At 68.3% G+C, this 13732-nt stretch carries 14 protein-coding genes; 7 read left to right on the top strand and 7 right to left on the bottom strand.

Annotated features, from left to right (window positions below; genetic code table 11):
* The first annotated feature begins 17 nt into the window (after positions 1 to 17).
* Together VGC18_RS00920 and VGC18_RS00915 are read left to right on the top strand one after the other, a co-directional pair.
* Positions 18 to 2639 carry a glycoside hydrolase family 2 protein gene (locus VGC18_RS00920; protein ID WP_331093270.1) on the top strand — a complete coding sequence of 874 codons (2622 nt, stop codon included), beginning with the start codon at positions 18 to 20 and terminating at the stop codon, positions 2637 to 2639.
* A complete protein-coding gene (locus VGC18_RS00915; protein WP_331093268.1) occupies positions 2636 to 4114 on the top strand; it encodes a carboxylesterase/lipase family protein in 1479 nt (492 codons plus the stop codon). Before VGC18_RS00920 ends, VGC18_RS00915 begins: the two co-directional genes overlap by 4 nt.
* A gap of 186 nt (positions 4115 to 4300) precedes the next feature.
* On the opposite strand, the gene VGC18_RS00910 is transcribed toward VGC18_RS00915, so the two are convergent.
* Positions 4301 to 5257 (bottom strand): NADP-dependent oxidoreductase, encoded by a 957-nt coding sequence (locus VGC18_RS00910; protein ID WP_331093266.1) that lies wholly within the window; start codon positions 5255 to 5257, stop codon positions 4301 to 4303.
* Between the two features lie 87 nt (positions 5258 to 5344).
* Between VGC18_RS00910 and VGC18_RS00905 the strand changes: the two genes are divergently transcribed.
* Positions 5345 to 5926 carry a helix-turn-helix domain-containing protein gene (locus VGC18_RS00905; RefSeq protein WP_331093264.1) on the top strand — a complete coding sequence of 194 codons (582 nt, stop codon included), beginning with the start codon at positions 5345 to 5347 and terminating at the stop codon, positions 5924 to 5926.
* Between the two features lie 185 nt (positions 5927 to 6111).
* On the opposite strand, the gene VGC18_RS00900 is transcribed toward VGC18_RS00905, so the two are convergent.
* The 3 genes from VGC18_RS00900 to VGC18_RS00890 form a co-directional block, all read right to left on the bottom strand.
* Positions 6112 to 6753, bottom strand: a complete 642-nt coding sequence (locus VGC18_RS00900; RefSeq protein WP_331093262.1) for a dihydrofolate reductase family protein — start codon at positions 6751 to 6753, stop codon at positions 6112 to 6114.
* 187 nt (positions 6754 to 6940) lie between these two features.
* Positions 6941 to 7333 (bottom strand): VOC family protein, encoded by a 393-nt coding sequence (locus VGC18_RS00895; protein WP_331093260.1) that lies wholly within the window; start codon positions 7331 to 7333, stop codon positions 6941 to 6943.
* Between the two features lie 242 nt (positions 7334 to 7575).
* Positions 7576 to 8040, bottom strand: coding sequence for a hypothetical protein (locus VGC18_RS00890; protein WP_331093258.1), 465 nt, complete (start codon positions 8038 to 8040; stop codon positions 7576 to 7578).
* Between the two features lie 206 nt (positions 8041 to 8246).
* Between VGC18_RS00890 and VGC18_RS00885 the strand changes: the two genes are divergently transcribed.
* A complete protein-coding gene (locus tag VGC18_RS00885; RefSeq protein WP_331093256.1) occupies positions 8247 to 8567 on the top strand; it encodes an ATP-dependent DNA ligase in 321 nt (106 codons plus the stop codon).
* Positions 8568 to 8591: 24 nt separating this feature from the next.
* Here VGC18_RS00885 and VGC18_RS00880 read toward each other — a convergent pair whose 3' ends face one another.
* Positions 8592 to 8936, bottom strand: a complete 345-nt coding sequence (locus VGC18_RS00880; protein ID WP_331093254.1) for a hypothetical protein — start codon at positions 8934 to 8936, stop codon at positions 8592 to 8594.
* A gap of 130 nt (positions 8937 to 9066) precedes the next feature.
* On the opposite strand from VGC18_RS00880, the gene VGC18_RS00875 reads away from it, so the two are divergent.
* The gene (locus VGC18_RS00875; protein ID WP_331093252.1) at positions 9067 to 10218 is read left to right on the top strand and encodes a Na+/H+ antiporter NhaA; all 1152 of its coding nucleotides are present in this window, start codon (positions 9067 to 9069) and stop codon (positions 10216 to 10218) included.
* Positions 10219 to 10247: 29 nt separating this feature from the next.
* On the opposite strand, the gene VGC18_RS00870 is transcribed toward VGC18_RS00875, so the two are convergent.
* Positions 10248 to 10637 (bottom strand): helix-turn-helix domain-containing protein, encoded by a 390-nt coding sequence (locus VGC18_RS00870; protein ID WP_331093250.1) that lies wholly within the window; start codon positions 10635 to 10637, stop codon positions 10248 to 10250.
* A gap of 65 nt (positions 10638 to 10702) precedes the next feature.
* Between VGC18_RS00870 and VGC18_RS00865 the strand changes: the two genes are divergently transcribed.
* On the top strand, positions 10703 to 12979 hold the full coding sequence (locus VGC18_RS00865) for an LLM class flavin-dependent oxidoreductase (protein WP_331093248.1): 2277 nt from the start codon (positions 10703 to 10705) through the stop codon (positions 12977 to 12979).
* A gap of 40 nt (positions 12980 to 13019) precedes the next feature.
* Positions 13020 to 13421 carry a YchJ family protein gene (locus VGC18_RS00860; RefSeq protein WP_331093246.1) on the top strand — a complete coding sequence of 134 codons (402 nt, stop codon included), beginning with the start codon at positions 13020 to 13022 and terminating at the stop codon, positions 13419 to 13421.
* A gap of 37 nt (positions 13422 to 13458) precedes the next feature.
* On the opposite strand, the gene VGC18_RS00855 is transcribed toward VGC18_RS00860, so the two are convergent.
* On the bottom strand, positions 13459 to 13732 hold a 274-nt coding region (locus VGC18_RS00855; protein ID WP_331093244.1), incomplete at its 5' end, for a pyridoxamine 5'-phosphate oxidase family protein.

The raw sequence follows: 13732 nt of genomic DNA, 5'->3' as shown, positions 1-13732 counted from the left end.
AAACAGAGAATACAGATATGCAGATCACCGGATTCGAGCTCATAGGAACCGAGCAGGGGCTCGATCCAACGGTATTGCCGCACTTAGGCTGGGCTCCTGCGGTCGTGCCGGGCGGTGTTCATGAATCACTGCTGGCGGCCGGCCGGATCGCCAGTCCGTACTGGGACCGGCAGGAGGAGGACGCGCGGTGGATTGAGGACCGCGACTGGTGGTTCCGGGCATCTTTTGCAGCATCCCAACCAGCGGGGCACGGCGAGCGGGCCAGGTTGGTGTTCCATGGCCTCGACACGGTTGTCGATATTTGGCTGAACGGGAGCCTGCTTGGCCACCATGAGAACATGTTCCGCCCCGCCGAGTTCGACGTGACCGACCGGCTCGAGGCTGGCAACGAGCTGCTGCTGCGCTTCTCGCCGCCGCTCGAGGGCTTGGAGATGTCAGGCGCCGCCGTGCGAATGGCCGAGCGGCTCGCGAAGGCATCCTCGGCGGCAGGAGCCGAGGATGGCGGCGGTGAGTCCACTTTGACCGCGATCATGCCGTTCGCCTCGCAGCGCCGCAAGGCGGCGTTCTCCTGGGGATGGGACTTCGGGCCGCGTCTGCCATCGATCGGCATCTGGAGACCGGTCGAACTGCTCGTCGAGCGCGAGGCCGTCGTCATCGGGCACCACATCCGCACTGACGCCCTGCAAGCCGACGGATCCGCGCTCGTCAATGTGCTCATCGAGGTCGACCGCTTCGCGACCGAGGAGGCCCTGACCGCGCGGGTCGAGCTCACCGCGCCTTCGGGCTTGGTCACGACGGTGGAGCTCCCGGTCGAGAATGGGATCGCCCGCGGGACCGTCATCGTGCGCGAGGTGGAGCTGTGGTGGAGTCACGACCTCGGTACGCCGACGCTGTACGAGGTGAGGATCGTGCTGCTCGACGGCGAAACGGTCCTGCATCATATCGGGGACCGGGTCGGGCTTCGCACGATCGCTCTCGACCGAGGAGAGGACCCGGAGGGGGGACGCCGCTTTCGCTTCGTTCTCAACGGCACGCCGATCTTCGCCCGCGGCGCCGCGTGGCTGCCCGCCGACATGCTCGTGGGCTCGGTCGCTGCCGAACGGTACCGGGAGCTTGTGGGACTCGCGCGTGACGCGGGGATGAACATGTTGCGGGTCTGGGGCGGCGGTATCTACGAACAGGACGCCTTCTACCAGGCGTGCGACGAGCTCGGCGTGCTCGTGTGGCAGGATTTCATGTTCGCGTGCATCGACTATCCGAGCGACGACCCCGTTCTTCTGCGCGAGGTCGAACTCGAGGCCAAGTATCAGGTCACGCGGCTGCGCAACCGCGCCAGCCTGGCCATCTGGGCAGGCAACAACGAAGTACAGGTGTTTCACGGTCTCGCCTACGGCAACTATGAACCCGGGTCGTGGGGCTACGACTTTTTTTACCGCGTGCTGCCCAACGCGGTCGCCGCACACGACGGCGCAGTGCCGTACTGGCCGGGGAGTCCCTGGGGTGAAGATCCCAGCGAGGGCGTTCTGGCGGCCAACGGTGTGCTCGACGGCGACCGCCACGCGTGGGAGGTGTGGCACGGTCTTGAGCTCGGCGCCGGCGGTGGTCCGTACGCCTCGGTGGGGGAAAGCCGTCACTATCGCCGCTATGCGAATGATCGGGGCAAGTTCATCAGTGAGTTCGGCATCCACGCCTCGCCCGAGCTGTCTACGCTGCGGCGCTGGCTCCCCGAAGAGGCCCTCGAAGTGCACAGCCCGTCGTTCGACCAGCACAACAAAGACAATCCGAAGGACAAACACGACGCCGTGCTCGAGATCGTTACAGGGATCCCGCAGACGATCGAGCACTACGTCGACCGTACGATGATCTCGCAGGCTGAAGGTCTGAAGTTCGGGGTCGAGCACTACCGACGACGGCAGCCTCACTGCAGCGGCACCCTGGTCTGGCAGTTCAATGACGTCTGGCCCGGCTTCAGCTGGTCCGTCGTCGACCACGATCTCGTGCCCAAAGCCAGCTACCACTACCTCTCGCGGGCCTATGTCCCAGTGCTGACGAGCTTTCGGGTGCAGGACGGCGCACTGCAGCTCTGGGTGACCAACAGCGGTCGCACGATGGCGTGCGGCACCGCCGTTGTGACGCTCGCAACCTTCGCGGGCAGGGAGGAGCTGCGTGAGACGATCGCTTTCGAGCTGGAACCCGGGCAATCCCAGGCTGTCTGGTCGGGCGCGGACCTGCCGCTGACCGTCGACCGGTACGCCTGGGCCGAGAGCCCCGACGGTCTGTTCCCCTCGAATCGACTCTTCTTCGGGGAAATCAAGGAGCTGCCCCTCGGAACCGGATCGCTCGATGTCGTCGCGGAGGCGACCGGTCCTGCCACCGCCCGACTGACCATCACGGCATCGGGGTTCGCGTACTTCGTTCATGTGCTCACGCCCGCTCGAGGGGTGCGTTTTAGTGACAACTACGTGGACCTGCGCGACGGTGATCGCGTCGTCATCGATGTCAGCGGGCTGCCAGAGGGATACGACCCGGCCCAGCTCAGCGTGAACGACTACCCCGGCGACCGGCGCGACTCTGCGCTGCCGGGGCGACCAACCTCAGGACATTGTGCAGAGGGAAATGAAAGGCAGAAACGATCGTGACGAACGAGCCGGAGACAACCACTGTGAGAGCGCCCATTGGCGAGGTTCGTGGTCGCGTTGACGAAAGCGGAGTACGCCGTTTCCTCGGCATCCCCTATGCGGAACCACCGCTCGGCGAACGGCGGTTCCGTCCGCCTGTGCCACGCGCTCCCTTCGCCGAGGTCTACGACGCCGCCGACTACGGCCCGACCGCTCCACAACTCGACGGTTCGGGAGCATTCGGTGAGATCCTCCCGAACCGGGTTGCACCCGGCGAGGACTACCTCAATCTGAATGTCTGGGCGCCGCCGGATGGCTCCGCTCACGCGGTGATGGTGTTCATCCACGGCGGCGGGTGGTGGAGCGGCTCCGGCTCGGTGAGCGCCTATGACGGCGCGCGCTTCGCGCAGGACGGTGTCGTGCTGGTGACGATCAACTATCGGCTCGGCGCAGAGGGCATGGTCTGGTTCGGTGACGGTCCCGCGAACATCTCCTTGCTCGACCAGATCTGCGCCCTGCAGTGGGTGCACGACAACATTGCTGCGTTCGGCGGCGACCCAGAACAGGTCACGGTGTTCGGGGAGTCGTCCGGTGGGATGAGCATCGGCGCACTGCTCGCGATGCCCGCCGCCCGCGGACTCTTCCGGCGCGCCATCATGCAGTCGGGGTCGACGTTCCATTCCATCAGCGCCGGTTCCGCACATAAGGTCGCCACCGCGCTGGCGCGAATGCTCCATGTCAACCCGTCGCTCGAGGCGATCGGACGCGCGCCGAGCGAAGACGTGCTGGCGGCACAGCGCCAGCTGCTCGCAGCCGTGCAGCGAACACCGCTGAAGTCACGTTGGGGCGACGTCGCCCGCAATGGGCTTCCCTTCGAGCCGATCGTGGACGGCGCTTCGCTGCCGGGCCGTCCGATCGATGCGGTCGCCATGGGCGCCGCAGCCGAGGTCGAACTGCTCGTGGGTTGGAATGCCGAGGAGACCCGTCTCGCCCTGGCCCCCTCCGGAGTCGACAAGGTCCGCTGGTCCCTGTTCTGGCTGCTCGCCATCAAGTCCCATGTTCCGCTGCGCGTGGCGCGCGCCTACCGGAAGGCCTACAGCCACCCCGCGGACGCCGCGGTGGCGATGACGACGGACTGGATCTACCGTATCCCGGCCATTCGCACGGCCGAGGCTCACGGGCACAGCTACCTGTATGAGTTCGCCTGGCGGTCGCCCGCTTTCGGCGGCGAGCTCGGTGCGTGCCATGCCGCGGAACTGCCCTTCGTGTTCGACAATCTCGACGATCCCGGATGGCGCATGCTCCTCGGCGACGCCGCATCCCCCGCCCTCGCCCGCGAGATGCACGACGCATGGATACGGTTCGCGCGCACGGGCGACCCGGGGTGGGCGCCCTACGCCGCCGACGCCCGACAGGTGCGCCGATTCGACACGAAGAGCGCCACTCTGGACGACCCGGATCGCGCCACACGCATCCCCTGGGACGGCGTGCGCTGAGGGCCTTGGCGCTGCCACCCCGATCGCGGCAGCGTTCGTGATCGAACCAATCCCGGACCGCCCTCGTGGAGCATGTCGGCCGCTCTTCGGTGCCAGAGGTCGCGGTTCAGGCCAGCGCTGTGTGGCGGATCCGTCCCGTCGAAAAGGCTGGGATCGACCTTCGCCGGAGCAAGACGAGGACCGCATTCACGGGACGAGCACGATCTTCCCGAAGGAGTGCCGGCGCTCGAGTTCCTCGAACGCGTCCACGACTCGATCCAGCGGGTAGGTCGCCGCGATGGGCAGTTCGATCGTCCCGGCGGCCAATGCGTCGGCGAGTTCGCCCAGCGCGCCGTGCGCCTCGTCGAAGGTGAGCGCCCCCGCGCCGTCCATCCGCGTGGCGAGTTCGACGGCGGCGTCGGAGACGACGATCGTGTTGATGCGGTCGGTCGGCACACCGAGTCGTGCGGCCAGGCGGACGTATCCGGGTCCGAAGAGGTCGATGAAGGCGTCGATGCCGTCGGGTGCCGCTGCGCGGAGGCGGTCTTCGAGTCCGTCGCCGTATTCGATCGGTGTCACCTCGTGCGCGACCAGCCAGTCGGCGTTCGTCGACGACGCGATGCCGAGCACCCTCGCCCCGTGCCGGACGAGGAGCTGCACGACGAGGGTTCCGACCCCTCCCGTCGCTGCCGAAACCGCGACGACATCCCCCGGCTGCACGCGGACAGCTCGGACGGCTGCGTAGGCCGTGGTGCCGGCGACATCGAGGGCACCCGCGACCTCCCACGACAGTGCCTTCGGTTTGGCGATGAGCTGCGGGGCCGGCACGACGACGTGTCCGGCGTGGCTCGAACGCGCCCAGGAGAACCCGAGCACCTCATCCCCGGCGACGAACGCGGAGACATCAGCCGCCGTCTCGACGACAACACCCGCGAGGTCGGTCCCCTGTCCGGACGGGAAGGTCGCCGGCAGTCGGTCGTGGAGGAGGCCCGAGCGGATGATGGCCTCGCCGGGGTTGATGCCGGCCGCCCGAATCTGCACGAGGACCTCGCCCGGGCCGAGCTCGGGAAGGTCGACCTCGCCGACGGTGAGAACCTCCCGGCCGCCGTACCGATCGAAGCGGACGGCACGTGTGCGAGTGGGGCGGAAGGGTGGGGTGGTCATGCGGACTCCTTCATCATCGTCAGTGACTGACAATGATCCACCCTACTCCTAAAGTCAGTAACTGACGATCTGCGGTAGTCTGGTCCCATGGCGGGCAGCAGGAAGGACGTACGCGACCGACTCCTCCGAGCGGCGCTCGACCTCTTCTCCGAACGTGGCTACGACCGAACGACGGCCGCCGACATCGCCGATCGAGCCGATGTCACGGAGCGCACCTACTTTCGGCACTTCTCCGACAAGCGGGAGGCCCTCTTCGACGGTGAAGGAGCCCTGCAGCACGCACTCGCGGGGGCGGTCGCCGAGGTCCCCGCGGGTCTCAGCCCCTCCGAGACGCTTCTCCGAGCCTTTCTGGCCATGATTCCCGCACTCGAGCACGAGGGCGATCTCAAGAAACGGCGCCAGGCGGTGATAGCGGCGGCGCCCGAACTCCGTGAGCGCGAGCTGAGCAAGGAGGCACACCTGATCTCCGGTGTCGCCGAGGCTCTCGAGACCCGGGGTGTGCGCGCACCGGTCGCCGTATTGGCCGCGGTGAGCGGCATCGCGGTGCTCTCGAGGGCCAGGCTCGAATGGCTGGCCGGCGCATCGGACGACTACGCCACCCTCCTGAGGACCGGTTTCGCCGACCTCCGGGCAGCACTGGCCTCAGAACCCGCTTCCCCTGGTCGCTGAGGAGATTGAGTCATGAGCCGCCAGCGGACCTAAGGGAGACAGTTTCCAGATGCCTCGAGAGACGATGACCGGTCCATCGTCAGTGACCTCGACGTCGGCCATTCCTGTGTCCTGGTCGGTCAGGCTGCGTCCGGGTCGAGGATGGAGAATCCAGCGATGCGTGGCCGGCCTGCTCACCGATTCCGTCACCTCCGGAACGTCAGGTGAGTAATGCCGCTTTCGGCAACGTCTGTCGTCACCTCGTAGCCGGACTCGAGGCCGCGCAGGTCGTCCCAGAGCCGGATGCCGCTCCCGAGCAGGATCGGCGCGATGCCGACGTGCAACCAGTCGACGAGGCCCGCCCTGAGGAAGTCGCGCGCCACCGTGCCGCCACCGCCGATGCGGACATCCTTGCTGCCTGCGGCCGCGAGTGCGCGATCGAGTGCCTCGTGCGGAGTCGCGGAGAGGAAATGGAAGGTGGTGCCGCCGGCCATCTCGATCGACGGCCGCCGAATGTGCGTGAGGACGAAGACGGGGGCCCGGAAGGGCGGCTCCTCGCCCCACCAGCCGCGCCAGTCGGGATCGTCCGGGAAATCGTGCAGGCCGAACATGCCCGCGCCCATGATCTCGGCGCCGATCTCGGCGAAGTACGCCTTCGCATACTTGTCGTCGACGCCGGTCGTGCCCTCGCCGCTGGTGTCGTGGAGCACGCGCTCCCGAAAGGTGCGCGTTGCGACGTATGCCGCCACGAGACGTGACCAGTCTTCGCCCAGCGGGTTCTCGGGGGTCTGATCCGTCGTGGTCATGAACCCGTCGAGCGAGATGTTGAGGTCGACGCGTACGGCCATCGCTGCTCCGTTCCCTGTGATTGAATTCGCAACCACCATACTGAGGTCTCGGAGGCTGTCGTGGAAGAGCTCGGGATCCGCCACCTCGGCACCGAACCGGCTGTCCGACAGGGGCCTGGCACCGTCGACGCGCCTCGATGCACGGGGCGGGCGAAGGTCGAATCGGACCATCACGGGCGGCCGTTCTTCATGCCGCGCTCGTGAGCTGGATGAGATTGCCGCAGGTGTCATCGAGGATTGCGGTGACGACCGGTCCCATCGTGATCGGCTCCTGCGTGAAACGGACACCCTGTGCGGAGAGCCCGGCGTGCGACTCCGCCACATCATCGACCGCGAACGACGCGGCCGGGATGCCGTCGGCGACGAGTGCCGCCTTGTACGCCTTCGCCGCCGGGTGCTGGTCGGGTTCGAGCAGCAGTTCGGTGCCTTCAGGCTCACCGGGGCCGACGACGGTAAGCCAGCGGAATTCGCCCACCGGCACGTCGGTCTTCGGCAGGAACCCGAGTCGCTGCGTGTAGAAGGCGAGTGCCTTGGCCTGGTCGTCGACGAACACACTCGTCACGTTGATACGGATGCCCATGCGTCATTCCTCCCGGACGGCGAGGTGCGGGAGATCGCCTGCCCGTCCCGCTCCGACGGCTCATCGAGCTTGAGCCTTTCGGGTCGGATCGGCTAACGCCCGGTGGAGGTCTCCCACACCGCGACAGTAGGCAAGCGACAACGTGCGTGTCAAGGCTGGCGGGCGGTCCGGTCGAGCGCGGCACACGCGGGGCAAGATCGTCCTCGCCCCCGGAGGACGGGGGCACCGTCGATCCGTCCGGGTCAGTCCGCGGGGAAGCGCCTGTAGCTGTACCAGCTGTTGGTGAGGTGCCCCGCGGCGAGCACGACGGTCGCGATGGCGAGCCAGGAAGAGCGCGACCAGGCCGCGGCGAAGGCGAAGGTCAGCACGGGGAACACGGCCATGGGGATCGGAATGATCCACAGCGGGCGGAACAGCAGGGCGACGTCACGTCCGCGGGTCAGGTACCTGGCCCACAGGCCGTAGTAGACGAGGATGCACACGGCCAGGAGGACGAACCAGGCGTCGACGGTCGCCGGTGCAAGCTCTCGCCCCGACAGGCACAGCAGCAGGATGCAGCTCACCTGGCCGACCCGCTCCAACGCCGTGATCACGGGGCCGGCCGTCGCGAGCTGCGCGATGCCGCCCGCGGGCGGAAGGGGGATGAGCAGCAGGCTCGGGGCGAAGACGACGGCGGCGATCACCAGTCCGGTCAGGGAGAATCCCACGTCACACCGACCACAGCATGGGTTCGCAACCGCCTTCTGGCTCTTCTGAGGGGCTCGTCTCCGGGACTCGCCCTGACCGAATCCTACGGGATCGGGGCCTTTTACCGCCCCGCTCCGGCCACGTCAATCCCCGCCCTCCAAATGGGCCGAACCTGACCGAACCACTACTATCGCTCTGCGGGCGCGGCCCGGGAGAGCGGGTTTTTGTGGGCAAGCTGTTGTACGGACCAAGCGTCGAGATCATCTTCGACGACCGTGTGCTCGCCCACCTGCAGCTGGCCATGGGACAGAAGCTCAGGAGGCACGAGGGCTTCTTCTTCTCCTGGAAGGACGAGACCGTCGTCGGGGACGGTCGCAGCACGCTCTGGATCGAGACCTCCATCCCGCTGGTGTTCCGCTACAACGGCGGACGGATGCCCGCCATCAACCGGGACTGGCTCGAGGTCCTGGTGCGGTCGTCGAACAGCCCGCAGGGCCTGCAGCTCACCGACGAGAGCGCCGTCCACGGAACGCCGGACGCCAAGTAGGGCGTCGACGAACCCACCCCGCGGTCAGTCGGTGAGCTCGTCGAGACCGTCGAGGTCGGTCGTGTAGGAGGCCTCGTCGAACGGCAGGGCGCGGGAGTCGCCGAGCATGGCGGTCTCGCGCTCGAACGACTCGACGAGGTGGCCGTCGACGATCTCGTCGAACTCACTGTTCTCCGTCTCGGAGACCAGCTGGCTGGCAGGGCCGATGAGGAAGTTCGCCCGGCCCAGCGTTCCGTCGGAGTGCCGGGCCGGGATGTCCACCGTCGCCGACGCCCCTCGCTTGGCCAGAGCGCGAGCGTAGTCGAGCAGCGCTCTGGCGATGGCCGTGCCGGTGAGCACGGAACCGCCGGCGTAGTGAATTCTCTCCATGACTGGAGTTGTACTCCTTCGAATTTTCGCCGACATGGGCTTGCGGGATCGGTGCTCTCTCTGTAGGAGCCCGGGCGACGAGCGGTTTCCCGCCGGGTCGACGACCCGCTCGGTAGGATCGTCAGTGCCCATGAGCATCATCCGATCGGAACGTGTCGCCGCCGTCCTCCTGCTGGTCGCCGCCTTCGCGGGCCTGATCGTGGCCAACACGCCCGTCGGACCGGCGGTGATGGGGCTGCAGGATGCGCATCTGGCCGTTCCCGGGACCGGCATCGATCTGTCGATCGGGCACTGGATCAGCGATGGACTGCTCGCCCTGTTCTTCTTCGTGGTGGCCGTCGAACTGAAGAACGAGCTGACGGTCGGCCAGCTCGACACGGTCTCGAAGGCGGTGCGCCCGGCCATCGCGGCACTCGGCGGCGTCCTCGTGCCCGCGCTCATCTATCTGGGGATCACGGCGGGCTCCGGATACGCGGGAGGGTGGCCGATACCGACGGCGACCGACATCGCCTTCGCCCTCGGGGTGCTCGCGGTCTTCGGCAGGGGGATCCCCTCGCGACTGCGGATCTTCATCCTCGCGCTCGCCATCCTCGACGACATCGTCGCGATCCTCATCATCGCCGTGTTCTTCACCTCCGATCCGAACCTCGGTCTCATCGCCCTGGCTGCCGTCGCCGTCGTGCTCTTCGGCCTGCTCAGCCGCCTTCTCGGCGGCCGGTTCCGCGGTGCGGTCATCCCCGCGATGGTCATTCTCGGCCTGGTCGCCTGGGCGCTGGTCTACCTCTCGGGCATCCACGCCACCATCGCCGGGGTGGCGCTGGGACTCGCGATGACCCGTCGACCGGCCATGCGCCTCCGTCACGCTCTGGAGCCGGTCACCAATGGCGTCGTCCTGCCGCTGTTCGCCTTCTCCGCCGCGCTTGTCGCCATCCCGCAGGTCTCTGCCTCGCAGCTCGCCGCGCCGTTCTGGGGCATCCTGGTGGCGCTGCCGGTCGGCAAGATCCTCGGGATCTGCCTCGGTGGGTGGGCGGCAAGCTTCGTCGGGGCGAAGGGCAGTCGATCCCGCCCCGATCCGCGGACCCTGATCACCGCCGGTGCGCTCGGCGGGGTCGGCTTCACCGTGTCGCTGCTGATGAACGAGCTCGCCTTCGCGCGGCACCCAGAGGTCGCCGACGAGGGGACCCTGGCCGTGCTGCTCGGATCGACGGTCTCCATCGTCGTCTCGGCGATCCTCGTCTCCCGGCTGGCCGCCCGGCATCGGCGGCAGGCCGGCCCCAGCTAGGCGAGCTCGACCGCCGGCCATGGTTCCGCCTACGCCGAGTCGCGCTCCTGCTGCCCGACCGGCTCCTCCCAGCGCTGCCCCCAGTCGACCAGGGGTTGCAGCGACCTCATGAGGTCGGACCCCCTCGCGGTGAGCAGATACCTCACCCGGACGGGGGTGCTCGCGATGACCTCCCGCTCGACCAGGCCGGCCCGCTCCAGCTCCTTCATTCTCACCGACAGGAGCCGGTCCGACAGCCCGGGAACGACCGCGACGATCTCGCTGAACCGATCGGCACCGCGAGCCATGGCGAGCAGGATGGCAGAGCTCCATCGCCTGCCCACGAGCTCGATGGAACTCTGGAAGCGACGGCATTCGTCGTCGTCGATGTGCTGGATGTCGCGGTGGTGAATGTCCGCGGGCTGGATGTCTCTGGTCACTTACTAAGGATAAGCGACTTACCCGGTGTTTGTTTTCCTCGCGATCGGTGGAGCAGAGTTGGCTCATGCCCGACTATGGTCTGCCCCTGCAATTCGGAACGTTCGTCGCCCCCGTCAACCGCCCGCCGGAGACCCCGGTGGAGCTGGCCACGCTGAGCGAGCGGCTCGGCTTCGACCTGGTGACGTTCCAGGATCATCCCTATCAGCCGGCCTTCCTCGACACCTGGACGCTCATGGCCTGGGTCGCGGCGCGGACCGAACGCATCCACATCGCCCCGAACGTGCTGAGCACGCCGCTTCGGCCGCCGGCGGTGGCGGCACGGGCGGCGGCCAGTCTCGACCTGCTCTCCGGGGGCCGCATCGACCTCGCCCTCGGCGCGGGGGCGTTCTGGGAGGCGATCGAGGCGATGGGCGGCCGCAGGCTCACCGCGGGGCAGGCGGTCGACGCTCTCTCGGAGGCGATCGAGGTGATGCGCGGGATCTGGGCGGTCGGCGAGCGTGCTCCGTTGCGGGTGGACGGCCAGTACTACTCCCTGCACGGGGCGAAGCGCGGCCCGGCGCCCGCCCACGAGATCCCCCTCTGGATCGGGGCGTACAAACCGAGGATGCTCCGGCTCACCGGTCGCACGGGGGACGGCTGGCTGCCCTCCCTCTCCTACCTGGAGCCCGGGGGCCTCGCCGCGGGCAACGCCGCGATCGACGAGGCGGCAACCGCGGCGGGACGCGATCCGCGGGAGATCCGCCGGCTGCTCAACATCGGCGGCCGGTTCTCCGCGTCCCGCGGCGGACAGCTCCAGGGGCCGAGCGCGCAGTGGGTGGAGGAACTGCTGCCGATGGCCATCGAGGACGGCATCTCGACGTTCATCCTCGCCGCCGACGACCCCATGACGATGCAGCGGTTCGCCGAGGAGGTCGTGCCGGCGCTGCGTCAGGCGGTCGCCGCGGAGCGGGTGGCGGCCGGGGTGACCGAGGGGCTCATCCGGCGGGCCGAGGTCAGGGCGAAGCGGAGGGACGGCATCGACTACGACGGCCTGCCGACGTCGTTGGCCGGGCTCGCGGTGGAGCCGGGGGACGTGGACTACGCCCGCGTGAAGTCGACCTATCTGCGCGGGGGAACCCCCGGCCTGGTGCTCCGGGTGAGGAGTGTCGACGAGGTCGTCGAGGCCCTCGCCTTCGCCAGGAGCCAGCACGTCGCGCTCGCCGTGCGCAGCGGCGGGCACGGCGTCAGCGGCCGGTCGACCAACGACGGCGGCATCGTCATCGACCTCTCCCGGCTGAACACGATCGAGGTCCTCGACGAGGCGACCAGGCGGGTGCGGATCGGCCCGGGAGCGAGGTGGATGGATGTCGCGGCCGCCCTCTCCGTCCACGGCTGGGCGCTGAGCTCCGGCGACTACGGCGGGGTCGGGGTCGGCGGCCTCGCCACGGCAGGCGGCATCGGCTGGCTCGCTCGGGAGCACGGGCTCACCATCGACCATCTCCGCGCCGCCCAGGTCGTCCTCGCGGACGGCTCGGTGGTCCGCGCCTCGGAGGAGGAGAACGCCGACCTGTTCTGGGGCATCCGCGGGGCCGGGGCGAACCTCGGCATCGTCACCTCCTTCGAGTTCGAGGTGGACGAGATCGGGGACGTCGGATGGGCGCAGCTGGTGTTCGACGCGAGCGACGTCGCCGGCTTCCTCGAGCGCTGGGGCGGCGTCGTCGAATCCGCGCCCCGCGACCTGACCAGCTTCCTCATCATGGGGGCGCCGAGGCGGGATCGTCCGATGGTGGCGCAGGTGATGGCCGTCGTCGACTCCGACGACCCGGAGACCATCATCGACCGGCTGCAGCCGCTCGCCGAGACGGCACCGCTGCTGGACCAGTCGGTGCAGATCACGCCGTACGCGGCGATCATGGCGAACGCCGATGGCGCGGATCACGACGGGCACGGGGAGCCCCTCGCGAGGTCGGGCCTCATCGATCACCTCACGCCGGAGTTCGCGGCGGCGACCGCCCGCCTGCTCGCGAGCGGAGAGGTCTACTTCTTCCAGATCCGCGCCGTCGGGGGAGCGGTCTCCGACGTCGACCCGCAGGCGACGGCCTACGCGAATCGCTCGGCCAACTTCTCCGTCACCGCCTTCGGCTCGCACCCGGATCGGCTGAACGAGCTGTGGGACGGCATCTACCACCACTTCACGGGGCTGTACCTGAGCTTCGAGACGGATCTGCGGGCCGAGCGCCTGGACGACGCCTTCCCCGCGGAGACCATGCGGCGGCTGCGGGCGCTCAAGTTCCGCTACGACCCGGCAAACGTCTTCCGGGACAACTTCAACGTGGTCCCGGAGCTTCCGGCCGCCGGCTGAGCCGCGGTTCGGGTCGTGGCCGTCCGGATACCATGGGCCCATGGCCATCGATCCGGGCAGCCGGTGCCCCTGCCTCAGCGGCCTCGGCTACGGCGAGTGCTGCCAGCCGCTCCACCGGGGCCTTCGGGTCGCCGCCACCGCCGAGCAGCTGATGCGGTCCCGGTATTCCGCCTTCGCCGCCGGCGAGACCGCGTACCTGCTCGAGACCTGGCATCCACGGACCCGTCCGCGTGCCCTCGAACTCGACACCGACCGGGTCTGGACGCGCCTGGACATCGTGCGCACGGCACGCGGAGGGCTGCTGGATGCGGACGGTCTGGTCGAGTTCGTCGCGTACTCCCGAGTCGGCGCCGACCGCCAGAGACAACACGAGACGAGCAGGTTCCTCAGGGAGCGGCGTCGCTGGTTCTACCTCGACGCGCTCGACGTGGCGGCGGACTAGAGGGTTTCCGGGCCTCGACGCTCAGTACCGCTCTGGCTCAGTACCGCTCGGGCTCGGAGCCGAGAAGAAAGCGCCGCCCGCTGATCTCGGTCGGGACGATGCGGACGTAGATGTATTTGAGCGTCGGGATCCACGGGGTCAGAGGAAGCAGGTCGGCGGCGTCGATGTCCTCCTGGTGGACAAGCGTCTTCGCCGTTCCCTTCACCACGACGCTCCAGGCCTCGGTGTCGGTGTAGCTGTCCGTCTCGAAGGCGATCGCCGAGTTGATGGTCAGCTCGAGCAGCTTGGTGCCCTCGGCGGTGCGGAACAGG

Source organism: Lacisediminihabitans sp. (assembly GCF_036404185.1).
In the GTDB taxonomy this organism is placed as follows: Bacteria; Actinomycetota; Actinomycetes; order Actinomycetales; family Microbacteriaceae; genus Lacisediminihabitans.
The sequence above is the reverse complement of the archived record's forward strand: the minus strand, read 5'-3'. Positions and strand labels throughout refer to the sequence as shown.